15 protein-coding genes and 1 CRISPR repeat array are annotated in these 21,624 nt (G+C 46.8%); of the genes, 8 read left to right on the forward strand and 7 right to left on the reverse strand.

Annotated features, from left to right (window positions below; genetic code table 11):
• The first annotated feature begins 89 nt into the window (after positions 1-89).
• Positions 90-1,871: direct repeats of the CRISPR family, unit length 37 nt; unit sequence GCCGGAAAAACCCTAAATCCCTATCAGGGATTGAAAC.
• Between the two features lie 520 nt (positions 1,872-2,391).
• A complete protein-coding gene (locus tag QUB70_RS25805) occupies positions 2,392-2,706 on the forward strand; it encodes a hypothetical protein (RefSeq protein WP_332984307.1) in 315 nt (104 codons plus the stop codon).
• 646 nt (positions 2,707-3,352) lie between these two features.
• On the opposite strand, the gene QUB70_RS25810 is transcribed toward QUB70_RS25805, so the two are convergent.
• Positions 3,353-4,453, reverse strand: coding sequence for a precorrin-8X methylmutase (locus QUB70_RS25810; protein WP_332984308.1), 1,101 nt, complete (start codon positions 4,451-4,453; stop codon positions 3,353-3,355).
• Between the two features lie 161 nt (positions 4,454-4,614).
• On the opposite strand from QUB70_RS25810, the gene QUB70_RS25815 reads away from it, so the two are divergent.
• A complete protein-coding gene (locus tag QUB70_RS25815; RefSeq protein ID WP_332984309.1) occupies positions 4,615-6,528 on the forward strand; it encodes a heavy metal translocating P-type ATPase in 1,914 nt (637 codons plus the stop codon).
• A 303-nt stretch (positions 6,529-6,831) separates the two neighbouring features.
• Complete coding sequence (locus tag QUB70_RS25820; RefSeq protein WP_332984310.1) at positions 6,832-8,889, forward strand: elongation factor G; 2,058 nt, start codon at positions 6,832-6,834, stop codon at positions 8,887-8,889.
• Positions 8,890-8,947: 58 nt separating this feature from the next.
• Here the strand turns inward: QUB70_RS25820 and QUB70_RS25825 are convergent, their stop codons facing one another.
• The 3 genes from QUB70_RS25825 to petP form a co-directional block, all read right to left on the reverse strand.
• Entirely contained in the window at positions 8,948-9,643 is a 696-nt protein-coding gene (locus QUB70_RS25825; protein WP_332984311.1) for a Uma2 family endonuclease, read from the reverse strand.
• 294 nt (positions 9,644-9,937) lie between these two features.
• On the reverse strand, positions 9,938-11,032 hold the full coding sequence (locus QUB70_RS25830) for a Get3/ArsA fold putative tail anchor-mediating ATPase NosAFP (protein WP_332984312.1): 1,095 nt from the start codon (positions 11,030-11,032) through the stop codon (positions 9,938-9,940).
• Between the two features lie 327 nt (positions 11,033-11,359).
• Positions 11,360-11,560 carry a cytochrome b6f subunit PetP gene (gene petP / locus QUB70_RS25835; RefSeq protein ID WP_172186826.1) on the reverse strand — a complete coding sequence of 67 codons (201 nt, stop codon included), beginning with the start codon at positions 11,558-11,560 and terminating at the stop codon, positions 11,360-11,362.
• Positions 11,561-11,792: 232 nt separating this feature from the next.
• Between petP and QUB70_RS25840 the strand changes: the two genes are divergently transcribed.
• The 3 genes from QUB70_RS25840 to QUB70_RS25850 all read left to right on the forward strand — a co-directional run bounded on the left by QUB70_RS25840 (position 11,793) and on the right by QUB70_RS25850 (position 15,582).
• Positions 11,793-12,104 carry a hypothetical protein gene (locus QUB70_RS25840; RefSeq protein ID WP_332984314.1) on the forward strand — a complete coding sequence of 104 codons (312 nt, stop codon included), beginning with the start codon at positions 11,793-11,795 and terminating at the stop codon, positions 12,102-12,104.
• A gap of 225 nt (positions 12,105-12,329) precedes the next feature.
• Positions 12,330-13,436 carry a FecR family protein gene (locus QUB70_RS25845; protein ID WP_332984315.1) on the forward strand — a complete coding sequence of 369 codons (1,107 nt, stop codon included), beginning with the start codon at positions 12,330-12,332 and terminating at the stop codon, positions 13,434-13,436.
• A 331-nt stretch (positions 13,437-13,767) separates the two neighbouring features.
• Positions 13,768-15,582 (forward strand): CHASE2 domain-containing protein, encoded by a 1,815-nt coding sequence (locus QUB70_RS25850; protein ID WP_332984316.1) that lies wholly within the window; start codon positions 13,768-13,770, stop codon positions 15,580-15,582.
• A gap of 205 nt (positions 15,583-15,787) precedes the next feature.
• Here the strand turns inward: QUB70_RS25850 and glsA are convergent, their stop codons facing one another.
• Positions 15,788-16,714 carry a glutaminase A gene (glsA, locus tag QUB70_RS25855; protein ID WP_332984318.1) on the reverse strand — a complete coding sequence of 309 codons (927 nt, stop codon included), beginning with the start codon at positions 16,712-16,714 and terminating at the stop codon, positions 15,788-15,790.
• Positions 16,715-17,085: 371 nt separating this feature from the next.
• Between glsA and QUB70_RS25860 the strand changes: the two genes are divergently transcribed.
• The gene (locus QUB70_RS25860) at positions 17,086-17,427 is read left to right on the forward strand and encodes a hypothetical protein (protein WP_332984319.1); all 342 of its coding nucleotides are present in this window, start codon (positions 17,086-17,088) and stop codon (positions 17,425-17,427) included.
• Here the strand turns inward: QUB70_RS25860 and QUB70_RS25865 are convergent.
• Together QUB70_RS25865 and pap are read right to left on the reverse strand one after the other, a co-directional pair.
• Positions 17,424-18,416: a YdcF family protein gene (locus QUB70_RS25865; RefSeq protein ID WP_332984320.1), complete on the reverse strand. Its 993-nt coding sequence runs from the start codon at positions 18,414-18,416 to the stop codon at positions 17,424-17,426. The two genes, QUB70_RS25860 and QUB70_RS25865, sit on opposite strands and share 4 nt — an antisense overlap.
• 353 nt (positions 18,417-18,769) lie before the next feature.
• On the reverse strand, positions 18,770-20,257 hold the full coding sequence (gene pap / locus QUB70_RS25870; protein ID WP_332984321.1) for a polyphosphate:AMP phosphotransferase: 1,488 nt from the start codon (positions 20,255-20,257) through the stop codon (positions 18,770-18,772).
• 749 nt (positions 20,258-21,006) lie between these two features.
• Here pap and QUB70_RS25875 point away from each other — a divergent pair.
• Positions 21,007-21,579, forward strand: coding sequence for a hypothetical protein (locus tag QUB70_RS25875; RefSeq protein ID WP_332984322.1), 573 nt, complete (start codon positions 21,007-21,009; stop codon positions 21,577-21,579).
• Positions 21,580-21,624 lie beyond the last annotated feature (45 nt).

Consider the following 21,624-nt stretch of genomic DNA (forward strand, 5'->3'; position numbering starts at 1 on the left):
AAGCTTATAGTATCAAGGGATTCGCGAGTTCATTCATCTTTCTAAATGCTGTTTTCTTACTTTTTCAGCAAGCCCTAAATAGTAGCGGAGCCGGAAAAACCCTAAATCCCTATCAGGGATTGAAACCTCATAAAGCTCATCAATAGTGCCATCAAAAAACAAGCCTAGCCGGAAAAACCCTAAATCCCTATCAGGGATTGAAACATCTTCCTCGTTGGCAACTATCCGAATTGAGTTGAGGGCCGGAAAAACCCTAAATCCCTATCAGGGATTGAAACCAGCCTCAATGCGCCAACCGCAATAGCAACCGGTCGCCGGAAAAACCCTAAATCCCTATCAGGGATTGAAACTCTATGGGGATTTTAAGTGGAGATGACCCTGTAATTGCCGGAAAAACCCTAAATCCCTATCAGGGATTGAAACGACAGCCCTTGAATCCCTCCTGGGACTGTTTGGCGCAGCAAGCCGGAAAAACCCTAAATCCCTATCAGGGATTGAAACCTCCCTCTTGATCTGCAACGATTTGCCCTGCTGATAGCCGGAAAAACCCTAAATCCCTATCAGGGATTGAAACTCCCGAAAGCTCAGAAAAGCTAATTTGACGGCTGCTGAGCCGGAAAAACCCTAAATCCCTATCAGGGATTGAAACAACTCTTCAACAAGCAGTGCAGTGTTATCTAAACCGTGCCGGAAAAACCCTAAATCCCTATCAGGGATTGAAACACTTGCAGACACTATTCAAAAAGTCTTAAGCTGGCCGGAAAAACCCTAAATCCCTATCAGGGATTGAAACAAGATCCGAAATAGCCGATTTTAAGTCTTCGTCGTAAGGCCGGAAAAACCCTAAATCCATATCAGGGATTGAAACTTGATCGCTCCATTCTGCGGACTGCTCGTCGGAAGCCGGAAAAACCCTAAATCCCTATCAGGGATTGAAACTGAAATTGCTTTTTTGACGGAGGAATTAAAACTAGCCGGAAAAACCCTAAATCCCTATCAGGGATTGAAACCTTGAATCCAGCTCCTCCGATCGCCCAGATATTGAAAAGCCGGAAAAACCCTAAATCCCTATCAGGGATTGAAACAAATCTTACACTCTTTCTTGAGGGATGTTATGAGCCGGAAAAACCCTAAATCCCTATCAGGGATTGAAACTTTATTAATCCCCCATTCTCTGACCCGTTCCCGCCGGAAAAACCCTAAATCCCTATCAGGGATTGAAACTATAGATATACCCAATCTTGCCTATGTCTAATTTTTGGGCCGGAAAAACCCTAAATCCCTATCAGGGATTGAAACAATGTAGATCGAGCTCCTTTGCAACCACATTCTAGCCGGAAAAACCCTAAATCCCTATCAGGGATTGAAACTGCGGGAATAAGTTCCGATTTTGATACCTTTGGCCGGAAAAACCCTAAATCCCTATCAGGGATTGAAACGCTTCTATGTGGGGTGCATTAGGAAGCGTGCGTGCCGGAAAAACCCTAAATCCCTATCAGGGATTGAAACTCTCCCCGATTCCCAAACAAGTTCCGACGTCCAACCGGAAAAACCCTAAATCCCTATCAGGGATTGAAACTAGGAAGTTTTAAAAGTGGCAAAAGTGTTCTAAGCCGGAAAAACCCTAAATCCCTATCAGGGATTGAAACTCGCTTTCGTTCGTAATTTCGTAGAGTCCGCTGCCGCCGGAAAAACCATAAAACCCTATCAGGGATTGAAACACCAATTTTATTACGAACAAGTGGAGACATAGAGCCGGAAAAACCATAAAACCCTATCAGGGATTGAAACCATGTGGATATTTTAGGCGATGGTTAGCTTTGTGTTGAGCCGGGCCGGAAAAACCATAAAACCCTATCAGGGATTGAAACGTCCAAGCAAACTGAACCCAGCCATAAAAGAAAAGCTACTTTCGGGGTATGAGTAGCAACGGAACAGAAACTCCCGTTAAAGCTGTAATGCTTATCTGATAAGCATTTTAGAAACTGCTTGTTAGTCTCAATGAGACGTACCAATTAAACTTAGGCTATTTGGTACAGAGATATTGAACGGAATACCAAGGATTTCAGGCTCCTAGTTCTCAGCAGGTTCAACTGGTACACCTCTTAGCGGTGTTTTCTGTTCCGTTGCTACTCATACCCCGTTCTGCTAGAACTACCTCTACCCCTATAAGTGCCTTTACTCCAATGTCAAGATTGTTACTGACTTCTTTTGTAATTCTTTATACATATATATTTTTTGCATAAATATACTTAGAAGCTATTTACATACTGAAATAGCTATGACAGGATAAATTAGTACAGGAAACCAGCTTGATGGAGTATAATCCGAAACAAGATTAAGGTTTTTTCCAAAATCTCTGAACTTCCCAACTTAGGTTAATTAACAGAAATGAAAAATCTAGCAAAAATTGCTTTAACTCTTTTCGCTACTACGGTCAGCATTGTTGGTTTATCTTCTAGTGTCTTGTCTGAAGAAGTTAGTGTAGGCAAGAACAATACTTCAATAGTTTTTGAAATTGCTCAGTCTGCCGATGATTATCAGGCTGGCTGGACTGACGGTTGGGCTAAGGGTTACAGTGATGCTAGGGAGGGTCGTGAATATGTAGATGGTTATGAAAATTCTGGTTTATCTATTACAGATGGGGGTTACAATGAGGGTTACGTTGATGGTTACCTTGAGGGTTACAATCAGGGTGCAAAATAGAATTGCTTGAAGCTATGCCGTTGTTATGAAAAAAATCCCTAGCGAATCGCAAAAACTCTAGGGATTATTGAGTTGATTATCTAGGTCACCGGTCAACCAAAACAAAGAGACCCACATCGGCTCCCTGTCGGCTTTTGTGGGTCTTTAAGGTGTTTGGCTACCTTGGGGCTTTTGGTGTCCCAGGGTGTCACCGGGGAGTGAGTGCCGGAAAAACCATAAAACCCTATCAGGGATTGAAACAATTTTGGGGGGTGTAGGAACAGTTTCTATATAGGCCGGAAAAACCATATTTCCCGCTCTAAGGCTTGAAACCCTTTATTGGAAGGCTTTCGCCTCGGACAATGTAGCGGGAAAAATCATAAATCCCGATCGGGGATTGAAACAAAGTGGAAGCGCGCTGCAAAAAACCTAAATTCCTATCAAAGATTGAAACTAAATCTGCTATGAGATAATTTGCGGTTGCACTCAGACATGACTGTTAATTGTGAGTTGAAAAACTGAAAATCGCGCTGATATTTGTTGCCAGCTTGACTCGACTTTACCAAGACGGACGATGAAGCGCGGATTTGATATCGTTCCGGCGCACCCGGAATTGATATGAACCAGCAAAATACAAATTAAGCCACAATAAACCTAAATCCGATTTTCACTTGAGATGACAGTGACAATTCGGCTTTTCAATCAAAGACTCAACCAAAGCATTCAAAGCAACCGCCGCCAACAACCCGCCACCAAAAGTTCCCACAGTCGTAATATAAGCAACGCCCGATCGCACTAACCGCCGTTTCGCCACCGGAGAATGACTGAAACCGATCGGCATTCCAATCACCAAAGCCGGTTGCAGTTGCCCGTTCTCGATCGCCTCGCAAACCGCCATCAGCACAGACGGCGCATATCCGATCGCCAATATACATCCCTTTTCCAGTTTCAACAACTTTTCAAACCACTCACCCTGCTGCCAGAATTCCTGTTCCGCTTCCGCCGCAGCATTGATGTGCGGATCGTCAATTAAAGTAGCAATACTTGTTCCCAAATGCGCCAATCTTGTCCGATCCAAAGCCGCAAAAACAGGCGGCACGTCAGCCACAATTTGACACTGATTTTTCAAAGCTTCCCGCGCCGATTTAATCGCCGTTTCGCTCAACTTCACAAACGGCAGCAGCGAACAATCTCCGCAGGCTAACACCAGTTTAGAAAGCAAGTCTACCTCAATTTCCGAGCGATCGGCCAAATCCGGCAACAAAAGCTGCAACGACTCCCCAAAATCCTCCGGGTGAGTGTGCGCCCCCGCGTCCCAACCCTCCCAAAATTGTTCCAACTCATCCAACCCCCCCTCAGTTTCCCCCTGCAACAGCCTTAATTGCGCCAAGGCGTCCGCTTGCACCGCTTGACAGGAAATATCCCGCCCCAGCAATCCTTCCAGCGCCGAAGCCGTTTCTCGGAGGCGAACAATTTGCTGAATAACCGACAGATATTGCCGTTGCAGAGTCGCCATCAGCGCGTCAGGCGAAGCATCCGCGTCAGTTTCTAACAATTTGCGGATGTGAGACAGTTGAAAGCCTTGCTGCTTGAGTGCGACTATTCTTTGCAGTCTTTGCACGTCGCTGCTGGTATACAATCTGTAGTTAGAGGTCGATCGTACCGCCGGAGACAGCAGCCCCAAAGCGTGATAATGCCGCACCATCCGAGGGGTAATTGTGCCTTTTACCGCTTCAGTAAGTTGTTTGATTGTCAGGTATTCTTGCATGGAATTTTTTAACCGCAGATATGGGCGGATAAACGCGGATGGACGCAGATGGGTATGGATGGTTATTGAGTTTTGTAATTTTGTTTGGTTTTACTCTTGACATTGACATTAATGTCAAGGTTTAGGCTACAGGAGTCATTCTACCAAATCAAGCTTTACAAATGACTTCTAATTCTTTGTCAATTTCTCGCATCTCCCAGTTAGCAGAAGAACATCCCGACGCTGTGACTGCCGCCCTGTGCGGAATTCTAGTAATCTTGGGTTCGCTAGCCCTGCAACTCGGCTGGCTGGGTTTAGCCGTGTTAATCTTGCCCGCTGCTTATGTTATCGGCGGCTATTCCAGCACCCGCGAAGGCTTAACTACGCTATTTCAAGAACATGAATTAGATGTAGATTTGTTGATGATTGTTGCTGCTTTGGGCGCGGCCGGTTTGGGGCTGTGGCGGCAAGAATATCATTTAATTGTTGACGGTGCGGTGTTGATTTTAATCTTTGCAATTAGCGGCGCGCTGGAAGGTTATGCTATGCAGCGGACTGAACGCAGCATCCGCAGTTTGATGAGTTTGACTGCGGATACTGCTAGGGTGGTAATGTACGATGGGGAACGGCAAGTTGCGATCGACAAATTGACAATTGGCGATTACATTTTAGTCAAGCCCGGAGAAATCATCCCCACAGATGCGATAATTATTGAAGGCTACAGCGCGATCGACCAAGCCTCGATTACCGGCGAATCAATGCCCGTGGAGAAAACCAGGGGCGATGAAGTATATGCAGGTACAATTAACGGTGTCGGCGCCCTGAAACTCGAAGTTCATAAAACTCCAGAAAGCAGCTTGATTCAGCGAGTGATTCGGCTGGTTCAAGAAGCGCAAACAGCAGCGCCGCCGTCTCAAATGTTTGTGGAAAAATTCGAGCGCGGTTATGCTAAATTAATTGTCGGTTTAGGCTTGCTGCTGGCAACTTTGCCGCCCTTTATTTTAGGCTGGAATTGGGAAGAGACAATCTATCGGGCGCTGATTTTTCTAGTAGTCGCATCCCCCTGCGCGCTGATGGCTTCGATTATGCCGGCGCTGCTTTCGGGAATTGCTAACGGGGCGAGACAGGGGATTTTGTTTAAAAGTGGCGCCCAATTAGAGATGATTGGTAAAGTCAGGGCGATCGCCTTTGACAAAACCGGAACTCTCACCACGGGAAAACCTGAAGTTATCCAAATTGTACCAGCAGCCGGATATACTGAAACAGAAGTTCTGCAATTGGCTGCTGCTTTGGAAGCTCATTCCGAACACGCGATCGCCTCTTCAATTGTCAGCGCCGCCCAGCAGCAACAGTTACAATTGTCAACCGCTACCGATGTACAAGCAAAAATCGGTCATGGAATTGTCGGCAAAGTCAACAATCAAATCATTGCCATTGGTAAAACCGGTTTTGTCGAAGCAACCTCCGAATTGAGTCAAATCAGCCAGCAGTTGCAAGCCGAAGGTAAAACAGTTGTTTGGGTGGCAAAGAACGAGCAACTTTTAGGAATCATTGCAGTAGCAGATACCCTGCGCCCGGAAGCAGCAGCAACGGTAAAACGCTTGCAAAAATTAGGCGTAGAACATATAATTATGCTAACTGGCGACAACGAGCAAACAGCTCAACACATCGCCCGTCAATTAGGCATCAAAGAAGTGTACGCCGAACTTTTGCCAGAAGACAAAGTGCAGGCAATTAAACAATTGCAAACCCAGTATCAAACTGTAGCAATGGTGGGAGACGGCATCAACGACGCCCCCGCCCTCGCTCAAGCTTCCGTGGGCATTGCGATGGGGATTTCTGGCAGCGATGTTGCTTTAGAAACTGCTGATATAGTATTGATGGCAGATAAGTTAGAGCAACTAGCTAAAGCAATTAGTTTGGGCCGCCGCGCTCAAAATATTGTCAAACAAAACATTGTTTTTGCACTCAGTTGCATTGTGCTGTTATTGGCTGCTAATTTTTTCGGAAATATCACCATGCCTTTAGGCGTCATCGGTCACGAAGGCTCTACAGTAATAGTAACCTTAAGCGGTTTGCGACTGCTAAGAAATTAGACACGAAAAACCGCTAAAATCGAGGCAGAGCCTCTAGAAATGCGTTCTCAGGCACAGCCTGGGAACGAGAATTTTATCTGCGTTCATCTGCGTTCATCTGCGGTTAAAAATTCAAAATATTAAGAAAAAATACAATTGTGTTTTTGTCACTCAAAACACGCTACCGTCAAAAGTATTAAATCATACCAAAATCTGAAGTTGCTCGAAAATGCAATAAAAATTAACCTAGAAAAAGTCTAGAAAATGGTATAGAACTGATTGCACCAAGAGCAATGGAAAACAAGTTTTCTGTTGGAGGCTATTATGAACCACAAAGTCATTGGGGCCGCGCGAAACGTTGCAATTGTTGGCCCTTATTTAAGCGGTAAAACCGCACTGCTCGAAAGTTTGCTGTCGGTTACAGGCACAATTACTCGCAAAGGTAATGCTAAAGATGGCAATACAATAGGTGACGGTTCTGCTGAAGCGCGCGATCGCAAAATGAGCGTAGAAGTCAACAGCGCCACCGCCGAATACGAAAATGTCCGCTTCACATTTCTTGACTGTCCCGGCTCGATCGAATTTGCCCAAGAAACTTACAATGCACTTATCGGTGTCGATGCAGCGGTGATTGTTTGCGAACCCGTTGCCGATCGCACTTTAACCCTCGCCCCGCTGTTCAAATTCCTCGACGATTGGCAGATTCCCCACCTAGTTTTCATCAACAAGATCGATCGCGCGTGCACAGACGAAACCACCTGCGGTAGCAACTTCACCGAAGTGCTCAACGCGCTCAAATCCGTTTCCAGCAGACCGATCGTACCTCACCAATATCCGATCGGCAAAAACGAACAAATCATCGGTTTTATCGACTTAGTAACCGAACAAGCTTACCACTATCACCCTGGCGCACCCGCAGATCCCGTCCCGCTTCCCGAACACCTCAAAGCACAAGAAAGCGCCGCGCGGCAGCAAATGCTCGAAGAATTAGCGAATTTTGACGATCGTTTACTCGAAGAATTGCTCGAAGAAATCAATCCCGACGCCGAAGAAATTACCCGCGATTTGAAGATGGAATTAGGCGCAGATTTAATAGTGCCCGTATTCATCGGCATCGCCGAACAAGATTTCGGCGTGCGGCCTCTGCTGGAAGCTTTGCTGAGGGAAGCGCCGACACCGGAAACTACAGCAGAGAAACGCGGTTTTATACAAGGTGAAAACAAGGTTCTCGCTCAAATCCTCAAAACCTATTACACGCCTCAAGGAGGTAAATTATCGTTAGTGAGAATGTGGCGCGGAACCCTCGCAGACGGAGCAAATTTGAACGGCGTTCGAGTTAACGGTTTGTACCGCCTGACTGGCCAACAAACGCAAAGTTTGCAGTCCGTCAGCGCCGGGGAAATTGTCGCTGTGGGAAGGCTGGAAGGCTTGAAAACAGGCGATACGCTGGGTTCTGACGAATTTTTGCCAAAAGCCGAAATCATCCCGCCTGTCTACGCACTGGCGATCGTCCCAGAAAAGCGCAACGATGAAGTTAAGCTGAGTTCCGCCTTAGCTAAACTATTAGAAGAAGACCCATCTTTAAGTTTGGAACACGGCGACACCCACGAAGTTATACTTTGGGGTCAAGGCGAAATCCACCTAAAAGTAGCTTTAGATAGGTTGCGCCGCAAGTATAATTTGCCGATGGTAACTCACTTACCGCAAGTGCCGTACAAAGAAACCATCCGCAAACCCGCAGCTTCCATCCACGGGCGCTACAAACACCAAAGCGGCGGACATGGACAGTTTGGCGACGTGTACCTCGATATCGCACCGCAGCCGCGCGGAGAAGGTTTCAATTTCACTGACAAAATAGTCGGCGGAGTCGTTCCAAAACAGTATATTCCCGGCGTTGAAGTGGGAGTGCGCGAGTATTTGGATCGCGGCCCGCTGGGTTTTCCGGTGGTAGACGTAGCGGTGACGCTGACGAACGGTTCCTATCATTCTGTTGATAGTTCGGAACAGGCTTTCAAGCAGGCGGCGCGGTTGGCGATGCAGTCCGGGATGGAGAAGTGCGAATCAACTTTGCTGGAGCCGATCGCCAAAGTTGAAATTTGCGCTCCGAACGAGTGTACATCAAAGGTGTTGCAGTTGGTCAGCGGACACCGCGGCCAAATTCTCGGCTACGAAGGTAAAAAAGATTGGAAGGGATGGGATGCAGTTTCTGCTTATTTGCCGATCGCAGAAATGCAGGATTTAATTGTAGAATTGCGATCGCAGACAATGGGAGTCGGATTTTTTAATTGGGAGTTCGATCGATTGCAAGAAGTACCGGAACCTTTAGCTAAGCGGGTTTTGCTAACGACTGGCGGGAATGGGAATGGGAATGGTAAAAGTTAGGTAATTGTCTTAAAAAACCCGGTTTCTTGAATAAACCGGGTTTTTGCACGAGTTGTAATTACGATTGATTGGGGTCGATTCCCATTTCTCGGAGTCGAGCTTCTAAAGCTTGCGATCGCGATCGTTCTTGTTCCAGCAAAGTTTCTGCTTGCTGTGCCCGCGTTTCTGCATCCTGTCGCAGTTGCGCGAGCTCCACAAAACTCACAAACGGTTCGCCTGAAGGCCCGAACATTTCAAGTCCTGACTCAGACAATCCAAACCGCACGTCCAGTCTGGGACTTGTCCAACCGTCCATTTGTTCGATCGCCTCTAACTCTTCCTCAACCCGCTGCCATCCTGTCAATTCTAATGTTTGCGGGTCGTACAAATAGTATTCTTCTACACCGTAACGTTCGTAAAATTTGAACTTTTGAATCATTGGAGCGGGTCGATTTCCCGGCGACCAAATTTCAAACACAACTTGTGGCCCAATATTATCTTCATTCCACTGTTGATAGGAACCATGATAACCTTTTGGTCTACCAAAAACTACCATCACATCTGGTGCTTGGCAAAGTTTATTATTTCCTTCAACCGGATACCAAAGCAAGTCGCCGGCCACGAAAACATTAGGGTCATTCGCAAATAACAGTTCTAAGTTTTCCTTAATCCAAACGATTAATCGAAATTGCTCAGTATTGTCTGACATTGGTTCGCCGTTATCGTCGGGATAGATGATATTTGATTTGTCGGGAGATTGCAGTTGTGTAACCATTGCTGTTTCCCCAAATTGGCTAATGACTTTATTTTATTGTAGACGAACCGCGATCGTATTCCCGACCACCTTTTACGGGCAGCTTTACCTGCTAAAAAACTTATTGCATAAATCTTTGATTGATACAAAAACCGCAGATGTAAGGCAGATAACGCAGATAAACGCAGATAATTTTAAGAGATGAGAGCGACTGCTGGCGATGCAAGTCTAAACTTCTCAATATTTTTCCTAAAAATGTGGAACGGGCATCTTGCCCGTTCCCAAACTGCACCCAAAATCCCTACAACTTAACTGTTAAAAAGAAACAATCAAGTAACCGTTTAGGAACTTAGCACCAGTAACAGATTTCCCAGTCAGCGCCGGAGGCAGCAAAATATTGCGCCGCTGATCGCCCGCTTCGATCGTCACTTCCGGCCCCGATTGAATCAATTTAATTTCTTTCTTGTCAAACCCAGGCAAAAACAAACTAACTTGACGCTGTGCAATGTTTATGTTAATCGGTTTAGGAGCTTTTCCCGCCTCCGAAAAATCTTGCAAAGCATCAATTAGCGGCTGCCAGTTATTGTCACTGTGCGCCGGAACCGAAACTGCTGTCAAAGGCTCAAAATCAGCAGTAATAACTTCTGTAACCGATGCTTGATTGACAATTACACCGCCCACAGTCAACCCAACTTGTTGAGAACTTCCCCAAAGATAGCGGGCCGTGGCGATCGCACTTGCATCCCCAGTAGTAACCAAAAAAGCCGCCGTGCGGTTCGGATCTGCCAGCGCTTCCTTACCCTTATCCAAAAGATTATCGACTTGCTTAGTAGATTGAAAAGCATTGTCCCCCGACATATCCACAGTCAACACGGTACTGACAACCGGTTGAATAAAAGGCGACAAAGCTTTACCCAAATCCGAATCTACCAAAGCTTGGCGGAAGCGGCGGATGTACCAACTCAGAATTTCCGGCATTCCCAGCATCCGCAGCGTATCCATGCCGCCGCTGCCATCATAAACAATTACATCGTATTGTTTGCTGTCGTCGTATTCCCGAAGTTCGTTCAACGCCAGCGCGCTGTCCATTCCCGGTAACACCCCTAATTCTTGACCGTAAATCTGCTTGAAAAACGGGGTACGGACATATTGAGCTTCTAGTTGTTTAACTTCGTCCCACCTGCGTTCTAGCAGCGGCGCGCTTTGCACCTGAACTGCTTTGAGGTTGGGGGCGATTTCCTGGGGGCTGAGAGTCAGGGGAACCCCTAGCAGAATACCCAATGCAGGGCCCGGATCTTGGCCGAGCAGCAGAACTCGCTTGCCTTGAGCCGCGTATTTTTTAGCTGTTGCGATCGCGATCGTACTGCGGCCAGTGCCGCCTTTGCCCAAAAATGTCAAAATCAAAGCCATTTTCTGTTCTCACTGCCAAAGCTTACTCTTTAACATTTAAGCGCAACCTTCAGCCAGAGTGGGGGAGGGGGAGAGTGGAGGAAGAGGAGATTGGGAGAGGGGGAGAGGGGGAGATTGGGGGAGGGGGAGAGTGGGAGAGGGGGAGAGTGGGAGAGTTGGAGAGTGGGAGAGTGGGAGAGTGGGAGAGTAGGAGAGGGGGAGAGTGGGAGAGTGGGAGAGTGGGAGAGTAGGAGAGGGGGAGAGTAGGAGACGAAAGGAAACACAGTTAAATTCAATCCGTGTATCCGTGTCCGAATCCGTGTCGTGCCCCCCTTCCTTCTACATCTGTTAAACGGGTTCTAGCTCATCTTCAAAGAACCAAGTCGCAAAACCGTCAAACTTGACAACCACACCTACTCCGCTACCGTCAACCATTCTGAATCCGTCAACAGTGCCTACGGGATTCTCCTTTATCTTGCCCACTATATTGGCAGGTATCCGATCTCTGAGACGGCGCACCTTAACTCTCTGACCTACTTCTATTGCCACTGAAATTGTTCTCCTGCTCTATATAACCTATATACAACCGTTTATTTTACAGTTTGGCGTCTACTTCGGAACAGCAACACCAGCAGGCGATCGCTCCCTATGATTTTCCCTCGAAATTTCGACCAACTTTCCCTAAAAAACGGTAAGCTGTACTGCATTTAATTTTCACCTTTTGGGCGGGCAAGATGCCCACCCCACAAGATTTTTACTAACATCACTATCCCAATTAAATGTGCGACAGCTTATTCTAGTCGCGGTTTGTCGATCGTCTACCCTGATTCACTTGGGTTTGCTTCATAATGTTCCACAGCGGCAAGCTCCACAGGCAGAGGCTGTTCACCACTTAGATAATTATTTTTTCTTGATTCGCAAAAAGAAGTTTTTTATTAATTGGCACAACTACATGATTTCTCCCCAATTAGTCATCCTTCAGGCAGAAGCCAAAAGACATTCAAAAGCAGTAATTAATTTTATGTTTGCTATATATAAATCTGCCCTGTCTGACGTTGACAAAGGCGAAATTTCATGCTGTAAAGGACTTTGAGTTTGGTTGGCCAAATTTCCCGAAGGTCAGATTTTAGTAAAGTGCCAGGTTGTAACACTTTACTAAAATCTGACAAAAAAAAGAAGTTTTAATGCTAAAATTTTAGGCTGATAAAGTTTATTTTTGCTGCTGTGTTACGGCATAAAAAATGGAACGATTGCCGGATTTAGGGTGTCTAATACAGGAAAGGAAGTCTAGAAACTTCAATATGACAAAATCGAAATTATGAATAAAATTTTTACCTGTGGGCGCTCGACCAAAATTCCCCTCCTAAGTTTGTCCTTGGCTGTGCTGGCGAGTCTGTCGCCCTTTCGTGGGACGATCGCCAGTCCGCTCTCTCCATCCCCCACACAGCCGTCGAACGCTACTAAAATTATCTCAGTCGATCGACCGCCAGCACTGCCCACCGGCTCAAAATCTCCCAAAAATCTGGCAACAGTGGCGGCGAATCCATCCCCATCACAGACGATAAACGCCCAGGGAACAGCGGCCGGGCGATCGCTCGAAATAGAAGAAATTCGCGGTACAGTCAGCTTTAAAGGGCGGCCGGCGGTTGTGGGCGATCGGCTACTCGCCCCCGGAGACGAAATCATCACCGGCCCCAATTCCACAGCCCGTTTAGGCATCGACAACAACATCGGCATCGTAGAAGTTGCCGAAAAAACCGCAGTCAGAATATCCGATTTGTCAAGCAGTGCAGGCGGCCAAAAAGACACAGCGATTTTTGTCAGCAGGGGGCGAGTCAGATTGTCGATCGGCAAAACTGCTGCGACAACTCCCGCAGCCAACACCTCAACAATTATCCCGCCAAACCAAATAGTCGCCCTAAATACCTTCAGCGGACTCGGCAAATCCAGTCAAATTGCCCAACAAACCCGTTCTGCCAAAACCGCCCCAGTCAGGGTTGAAACCCCAGAAGGCGTTGCCGGAGTTCGCGGCACATCCTTTGGCGTCAGCGTCGGCGAAGGCAAAACCGCAGTCGAAACTATTGAAGGTGCAGTCGCAGTATCCGGCAGCACTGACTCGGAAGTAGTTGTCAACGGCGACAACGCCACGACAATTTTCTCTCAAACCTCGCCCGTCGAGCCCTCAGCGAGCCCTCGCCTAGCTAAACTCAAAGTCCGCAGTTTGGGGAGACTCAGCGGCAATATCTATCGCCTCAGCGGTCAAATTAACCCGATCGACATAATTTATGTCAACAACGAAGCGATTAAGATCGATCGAAAGGGCAACTTCAAAATCCAAGGAATTTTACCTCCAAGTCGCCGCCTCAAAATCGTAGTGCGAGGCCCGTCAATCACAGAACGGCATTACAGCCTCGCTGTTCCCTAAACAACCTATTTAAGAGTAAAATGCGCGGGCAGTCTCTGAGGATCTGAGTTAGATTGTAAGTCCTATCTGGGTTGATTATCACGTGTAAGTGCGAAGCATTTCGCGGTGAAACTCCCTCAGCCCAGGTGCATCTAAATCTTACAGTTAAGTTTGATGCAATTATTGTGGGGTATGCCGCCAGTCGAAAAACACTATTTAGATGCCCAACAGATTAGTCAAAATCAATAAATTTTGCGCCAACCCTTCGCCTTTACGGTATTGCAAAACTTCATGACTCGCACTTCTCTCGAAAGTCGGACTCAAATGTCAATTTTTGCGTCAAATTAATTGCATGAAGTTCAAAAAATGGATCGATCATCTCAAACACAATCAACTGATCGGCCTGCGGCAATATATAATCACAAATCCTCCCTGGATGACAGGTGCCATAGCAGGTATAATGTCTGTAGCCATGCTGCAATTCGGAATGTGGAAACCCCTTGAATATTTGGGATACAAAACGCTATTTCAAATTCGAGAATCGGGAGTTTTGCCAAATCCCGGATGGGACTCAAGAATTGTGGTAATTGCGATCGAACCGCAAAGCTTGCAGGAATACGGTAAATTTCCTTGGCCTCGCAATCGCTACGCCCAACTGCTAGAAGCGCTGAAAAAATCTCCCCCCACAGCCGTTGGTTTTGACATTCTTTTCCTCGATCCGAGTCCGAAAGATGATATTTTAGCTGCTGCGATCGCCGCCAACGGCAAAGTTGTACTCCCTAGAACCATTAAAGAAGAACCAGTAGCATCTTTAAAAGCAGCCGCCGCAGGTGTCGGCCACATCAGCCAGGAAGCCGATAGTGACGGTATTACCCGCAAGTCAAAAATCTTTCTCAACGGGATTCCTAATTTCGGTTTAGCAATGACTCACAGGTACAATGCTGCTAATCCCCAAGATCCAGTATTGCTCCCACGCTCAAAAAATAAGCAGGAAAAAAAAGCCTGGGTTAACTGGCCTGGGAAAACAGAAAATTTACCTACCTATGCTTTTGTTGATGTTGTAGAAGGTAGAATTCCCGCAGATGCTCTGACTAATAAGTTAGTTTTAGTCGGCATAGTTGCTACCGGTTTAGACCCGATTTCTTCACCTCTCAATAAGACTACGGCTGGGGTTTATTTATATGCAGCGTTGGTTGACAATTTGCTCAATCAACGCTTGCTGCTGCGGCTGCCGTTACTTCTAGAAATTTTTTTATTGTTGGGGATTGGCCCGCTTACCGCTTTGGTTCTGGGCAACCGAGGTGTTAAAGAGAGAATTGCGATCGCTCTCGGTTTACCTGTAGTTTGGATTGTGGCTGCTGCTTTGTTATTTGGCTTCTATTTTTGGTGGATTCCCATTGCCGCACCCATCGGCACCCTCATTTTATCTAGCACTGCTTTGCAACTGCGGGAACAGCACGAAAAGCAGCAGTTGATGAGGTTATTTGAAAAGCACGTCGCTCCCGAAACAGCTCAGCTTATTTGGAAACGCAAAGCTGAGATATTTGAACAGGGAGAACTCGAACCTCAAGAACTTACAGCAACTGTGCTTTTTATGGATATTCGCAGTTTTACTTCGATTTCAGAAAAAATGCGGCCGCGGGATTTGCTCACCTGGTTGAACAATTATTTGGAAGCGATGACCAACTGTATTATGGATCACGGCGGCGTTGTAGATAAATACATCGGTGATGCAATTATGGCAGTTTTTGGGGTGCCTTTTTGCCATACCGAATATCCCGAAATTCAACAAGATGCTTTGAATGCAGTTGCGGCTTGCATTGCGATGCACGAACGGCTGCACCAACTTAACCAGCAGCTTAGAAGTGAACGCAAACCTTTAATTAAGTTTGGCATCGGTTTGCATACCGGACAGTTAGTTGCTGGCAGCGTGGGCGGTTCCCGGCGTTTGAATTATTCTGTGATCGGCGATGCTGTCAACGTTGCTGCTAGATTGGAGGCGATGAATAAGGAAATTGTTTCTGACAGTCCTTTTAATTTGTTGGTGACGGGGGAAACTTTTGCTTATGTGCGCGATCGCTACGAAGGCAAAAAAGTAGAATCGATTCAATTGCGCGGCAAAAAAGAAGAGACTGTGGTTTATGCTATTTTGGGTGAAAAGCATTAGTCATCGGGCATTGGGCATGGGGCATGGGGCATTGGGCATTGGGCATTGGTCATCGGCGTTAATCTGTGTTAATCCACCTTAATCTGCGGTTGGCCGATCGATAAAAAATTTAGGCACTCTTGTCTACCGATTACCTGACAATTGATTAGCCAAATTACCAATTCCCAATTCCCAATTCCCAATTCCCCCATGCCCAATTCCCAATCTAATCAAATACGCTCAGCCGCAGAGTTTTAGCTATTTGTTCTAACAGAAATAAGCTGCCTACAGAATTTCCCTCTTTATCCAGGGGCGGACTGTAAAAGCCGATCGCACCTTGACCCGGAATTACCGACAGCATTGCCCCGCTAACTCCCGACTTAGCCGGCAGTCCCACCCGCAGCGCAAAGCGGCCCGATGCTTCATACAAACCGCAAGTTGCCATCAGTGCTTTGACAGTACGGCAGTTTTCCCGCATTGCTCGATCGCCGCTATTTACCAAAACCATCCCCAGCTTAGCTAAATCCTCCACAGTTCCAGACAAACAGCAGACGCGATTGTAGGTTTCTAAAGCAATTTTTGCATTTTGAATATAACCCGATTCTACCATTTTTAAGGCGAGATTCCAATTATTTTGATTCGGATTTGCATTCACTGAATCGAGCATTAATTCGTCAACAAATAACTGACTGTTTGCCTGTTGATTCAGCCAAGTTCGCAAATTTTCACAGCGCGCCGCAGCATTTTGACCCGGAATCAAAGACGCTAGGGCGATCGCCCCGCTATTAATCATCGGATTTCTCGGCTTCCCTCGGTCTATTTCGAGTTGAGTTAGGGAATTGAAAGGCAGTTCCGAAGGCTCGCAGCCAACGCAGTCAAATACCGCTTTTTCGCCCAATTCGCACAGCAAATAAAGCAGCACGAACGGCTTGACTGCACTCATCAGCGGGAATGTTCGATCGATGCTGCCCCAGCTCAAAATTTGACCGTCAATTGCCCGAATTTGCACTGCTAACTGTTGGCGATCGGCTCGTGCAAGCAGCGGTATGTACGCGGGGATTTGACCGGATTTACTGCGATTAATTGCCTCTGTTGCCCATGCGGCCAGTTGTTCTGGTTGCAGGCAAGATAGTTTGCTGGTGGAGATTTTCAAATTAGATAGCTTATTTTTTTAATCTAATCTCAAGTGCGTTAGCGAAGCCCTCGAAGAGGATCGCCCGATCGAGATCGCAAACTTTTCCATGCCCCATTTTAAAATAAATCTAATAAAAAAAAATTACTTTGCATAAAAACCTGCTCTTTGCCCAGATAAATAAGTAGCAGCTTCCCGGCAAAGTTGTTTCCCGACAACCACCAGCACTAGCTCAAAAGGGCGATCGATGGTGATTTCCAAGCCCCGACAACGGGACAGCGTGCTTCTCTAATTTAATTCTCAAAGGAGAAATTCGCAATCCTTTCCGGAAACCCCCCGAACCTCTGAGAATTTACTATCCAACCGAATCTACCAAAATCAGGACAATAAAAATGGCAGAAGAAGCGAAAGAAGAAGCACCAAAACCAGCTCCGCTGACTTTTAAGGGTGTGTGCAGCGACGGAGTTCTCAAAGGCAAAGAAATTCAAGGCAAACTAGATATCAAAGTCAACGTCGAATCTGTCACAACCCCTGAAACAAAGCCAAAAAAATCCGAGTGGGAGCCAGTTATCTTTTGGGTTTTGTTTGCATTCATGGCAAACTTGATTGTCGGCGACCCCGCCGGAATGAGAAAATACAACTCCCCACAAAGGTCTGATTCTCATCAGATGTTAAACCAATCTGGGGAGCAGTCGCTGTTGCCTAAGAAAAACACCAACATCTCGCCGATTTAGGCCCTGGGAGCCTGCCAGCCGCGCAAATAGTAATAAAAAGACCCGAAATATTCATCGAATACTCGCGTCGTAGTTACCAAAGCTTCTGCACTGGGGAGAAAATCTCCCGCGTCTAAGCGGAATTTGGATCTTCCTCCTGATGTGGGTTGATAAGTGTAGAAGTCGGTAGCTCTAGGAATCACCTGGATTCCCATATTGGCAAAAGCTAGGCTGGCACGGCGCATCTGAATCGCAGATGTTACCAGGATTACTTTGCGCCCGACGCCGCGGCTGTCGAGTATCTTTCTCACCTCTTGGGCGCTGGTGCGTATGTTGCTGCCGTTATCGTCGAGAACGATACTGCTGCGCGGCACGCCCATGTTGTTTGCCAGCAAAGTCTCGATATCCTTAGCTTCGCCGACAGAACCCTCGAACTCGGGCCTCGGGCCAGCGGTAACGATGACCATAGGTGCCACTTTTTTGCTGTACAAGACGGCAGCATAGGGCAGGCGATTGCCTGTATCTGTCAGTTGAATGGCGACTCGGTTAGCGATGTGAGGCTGAGTGGTTCCCTTGCCCAGCAGGACGATCGCCGCGGCTGTTTCGTCGCAGCAAACTGTGCGGGAGGCCGCCGCAGCGTCCCGTTCTGCTTGCTCGGCGAACCAGTAAGCTACAACTGGCATACTCGAAAGGATCAAAACTAGCAGCGCTGCCAGGATCATTCTCGGCGCCGGGTTGCGGATGCCCCCGTTCGTGATCAGCGCCGATGCAATCACCAGCAGGGTGATAGAAAAACCCAGCGGCTTAAAGAAGAAGGCTATTAGGCCGAAAATCGCTGCTCCGACTGGCGTGTCTGGTGCAAAAAAAGCCAGGAACAAAAGACTGATCAGCAGCAAAACGCGCAGCCGGTCTAATAACGGATTGTCTTTGCCTCCTGATTGATCCCACCACGATTTGATCAGTGAGAACAGGAGGAATAGAAATAGAACGCGAGCTAACAGTTCTGGCATCTTGCAATATTCTGTGTCTTCATAAATTAGTACAGAAGTTTGGAAACGAGCGCGAATTTAGCTGCGGGAGGAAATACGGGCATCGGTGGGTTTTTAACTTTCGCCAATAACGCAGTCCGATCGCACTTATCCTGATGCTCGATTCCGGTCAGCTATCAACTATTGGTTGCAGGCTGCAAGCCTGCTACTTCCAATCACAGATTGCTGAGAGTTAATTGGTAATTGATAACTGGTAATGCTTGATTGGTAATTGGTAATGGATCGAACACAGGCAGGTGGAATTGACAATTCAAGCCTGATTTCTGCTGCCTGCTTTTTTTCCTGTTACCTGTTACCCGTTCACTAATCCCCATTTATCGGCGTTTCAGTTGATTCCGAATTGCCTGCGTTACCGTTTGAATTACTTTAACACGAGCATAATACTTGTTATCGGCCGCAATTAGCGTCCAGGGAGCAGCCGGCGTGCTGGTGCGCTGAATCATTTGATTCACCGCCACTTCATAATAATTCCACTTTTCCCGATTCCGCCAATCTTCCTCGGTGAGTTTGTATTGTTTAAATGAATTGTTTTGCCGCTCTGTAAACCGCTTTAGTTGCTCGTCAGGACTGATGTGCAGCCAGAATTTAACTAAGACACAACCGAAACTGGTAAGTTGCTCCTCAAATTCGTTGATTTCCTGGTAAGCTCGACGCCATTCGGGTTCGGTGGCAAATCCTTCGACTCGCTCGACGAGCACTCGACCATACCAACTGCGATCGCAAATGCTGATTTTACCAGCAGTCGGCAGCCGCTGCCAGAACCGCCAGAGGTAGTGATGCGCTTTTTCTTCGTCTGTGGGTACCCCAAAGGCATTAACGATGTAACTGCGGGGGTCTAATATGTCCGTCAAGCGTTTGATTGCTCCTCCTTTACCGGCAGCGTCCCAACCTTCAAACAGCACTAACACGGGGATTTCCTCTTCGTAAATGCTTTGTTGCAGTTTGCCAAAACGGGTTTGTTCTTCGCGAAGTTGCTGTTTGTATTCGTCGGGCGACAGCGATTGAGTTAAATCTACTTGGGCCAGCAAGTCGGGTTCGGTGGGTTGTAAGTGTTCTTGATGCGGCAATTGTATCGGTGCTGATTGCATCGTTCGTCTGTCTAAGGCTTCTGTAATTGTCGCTGCCATTTGCGTTAAAACTTTGACTCTCGCCCAGCGTTGACAATCGCCTTCTACTAGCGTCCAAGGTGCGGGGCCCGTGCCGGTTTGGGCTACCATTTCTTCGGCAAAAGTTGTGTATTCTTCGTATTTTTTTGCTTGTTTCCAATCTTCTGGCCGCACTCGCCAAGCTTGTAATGCGTCGTCTTCTAGTTTTTTGAGCCGATGCTTGAGTTCTTTTTTGCTCAAGTGAATCCAAAATTTGGCAATTGCGGCGCCGTCATCAACCATCTGCCGCTCGAAAGCGTTGATTTGCCTGATGGCTGTCGGTACTTCTGCGTCGGAGACTCGATCGAACAATCGGTCTTCTAAAATGTGAGTGTACCAACTGTGGTAGAAAAAACCAATTTTGCCGCGGGCGGGGAGTTTCTGCCAAAACCGCCATAGGAAAGGATAGCCCATTTCTGCCTCTGACGGCGGCCAAATCGGGTGGACGGCAAACCCCCGCGGGTCCATGTACCCCACCATTTGTTTGACTAAAGCACCCTTGCCGGCGGCTGCCCAGCCTTCGAGCACGATGATTACGGGCAATTTTTTTTCCCAGCAGGCCAGTTGGAGCGATCGCAACTGTTGCATTAAAATTTCTATCTTGGCATCATAGGTTTCTTTATCCAGGGAAATATCTAAATCGAGGTTGTCGAGCATATTTACCTCATATTAATCTCTAAAAAACAGTTTAACGTTAGTTTAACGTTTGGATAAAATTAAATCCTCAACCCAGGGGAAAACGTTATAAAAATTACAGTGACGGCTGGTTAAAAGCCGATCGCTCCTGCAATCAAATGCCCGTCTCGTTAATACTAGCAAGAATCCCTCGATTTCCAACTTGCCAAAAAAAACAGCTCAGGTTATAGTTGAAATAGGGAACTTTTAAATAAGTTCAACTTCTCCCCTCCCCCGATCGGGCGAGTTAACAGGAGGAGCCACAAATCCCTGAAAAAGGATTTATTGTAAAACAGAGCAAAAGTAAAAATCAACTACCCGGTGGGGGTGACAACTTCTTTACTTAGCTGTAGAAACTTTATTCAAACAATAGTAGTTACTTAAGCACCAAGCTTGGTAACGAAAGAGAGCGCGACTCATCGACATCCAGCCATAAACTCACATACAAAACTAGCCCAAAAAGGCAAACCAATTTTTATGATTGCGCTATAAGATAAAACCTGAAAGCCTGGGTGATATAAACAGGTTTCTGAGTTTTATCGACACCATTCTCAAATACTAAAAACAGTTTAGGTGCGGGCTCGCGTGCTCGCCCCACAAGAGTATTTATTTCTTGTGGAACAGGCCGGAGTGCCTGTTACTGACGTTTGTCCAAAATGTCTGAATTACTGTACTTGTTTGCCAATACCACTTAAGAGGAACAGTCCGAAGTTACGGATTGCAAGTTTTTTATGAATATCTTGACAACACGCTCCTACAAGGGCGAAACTGACTGGTGCGCGATCGCAAATTTAATCGATGCTTGCGAAGCAGTGGATAGACTCGGCGAAGAAGTCTCAGCAACTGAACTCAAGCTAATACTTGATGCACCCAAACTCGACAAAGCCCGCGACGTGCAGTTGTGGGAAGATGGTAATTACAAACTAATCGGTTTGTCACTCCTAGATATGCCCGATTCGCCAGAGGAAATAGACGCTTGTCTCTGGTTTTACGTGCATCCAAATGTACGTAGCGAAGGTTTAGAAAAAGAGATAATTAAGTGGGGAGAAAAGCGACTGCGCGAAGTCGCGAAAGAACGGAATTTGCCTGCAAAATTGCGTACCTACAGCCGGGAGGACAAAACCGATGAGATGCGGCTGTTAGAAAAACAAGGCTTTGAGGTCGATCGCTATTTTTGGACAATGGCCCGATCCCTCGCCGAACCCATTCCAACACCCGAATTTCCCGCAGATTTTGCACTGACACACGTATCCGGAGAACACGACATCCAACCGGCTCTCCTGACTTTATGGTGTATAATGTAACAAACAATACATTTGCTGTCATGGACTTTTATTTGGACTATATAT

The organism is Microcoleus sp. A003_D6 (genome assembly GCF_036702825.1).
In the GTDB taxonomy this organism is placed as follows: domain Bacteria; phylum Cyanobacteriota; class Cyanobacteriia; order Cyanobacteriales; family Microcoleaceae; genus Microcoleus.

What these genes read in the sequence shown, in the direction of transcription:
- QUB70_RS25805 (WP_332984307.1), top strand. Translation starts at nt 2,392, where the DNA reads ATGAAAAATCTAGCAAAAATTGCTTTAACTCTTTTCGCTACTACGGTC.
- QUB70_RS25810 (WP_332984308.1), bottom strand. Translation starts at nt 4,453, where the DNA reads ATGCAAGAATACCTGACAATCAAACAACTTACTGAAGCGGTAAAAGGC.
- QUB70_RS25815 (WP_332984309.1), top strand. Translation starts at nt 4,615, where the DNA reads ATGACTTCTAATTCTTTGTCAATTTCTCGCATCTCCCAGTTAGCAGAA.
- QUB70_RS25820 (WP_332984310.1), top strand. Translation starts at nt 6,832, where the DNA reads ATGAACCACAAAGTCATTGGGGCCGCGCGAAACGTTGCAATTGTTGGC.
- QUB70_RS25825 (WP_332984311.1), bottom strand. Translation starts at nt 9,643, where the DNA reads ATGGTTACACAACTGCAATCTCCCGACAAATCAAATATCATCTATCCC.
- QUB70_RS25830 (WP_332984312.1), bottom strand. Translation starts at nt 11,032, where the DNA reads ATGGCTTTGATTTTGACATTTTTGGGCAAAGGCGGCACTGGCCGCAGT.
- QUB70_RS25845 (WP_332984315.1), top strand. Translation starts at nt 12,330, where the DNA reads ATGAATAAAATTTTTACCTGTGGGCGCTCGACCAAAATTCCCCTCCTA.
- QUB70_RS25850 (WP_332984316.1), top strand. Translation starts at nt 13,768, where the DNA reads ATGAAGTTCAAAAAATGGATCGATCATCTCAAACACAATCAACTGATC.
- QUB70_RS25860 (WP_332984319.1), top strand. Translation starts at nt 17,086, where the DNA reads ATGGCAGAAGAAGCGAAAGAAGAAGCACCAAAACCAGCTCCGCTGACT.
- QUB70_RS25865 (WP_332984320.1), bottom strand. Translation starts at nt 18,416, where the DNA reads ATGCCAGAACTGTTAGCTCGCGTTCTATTTCTATTCCTCCTGTTCTCA.
- pap (WP_332984321.1), bottom strand. Translation starts at nt 20,257, where the DNA reads ATGCTCGACAACCTCGATTTAGATATTTCCCTGGATAAAGAAACCTAT.
- QUB70_RS25875 (WP_332984322.1), top strand. Translation starts at nt 21,007, where the DNA reads ATGAATATCTTGACAACACGCTCCTACAAGGGCGAAACTGACTGGTGC.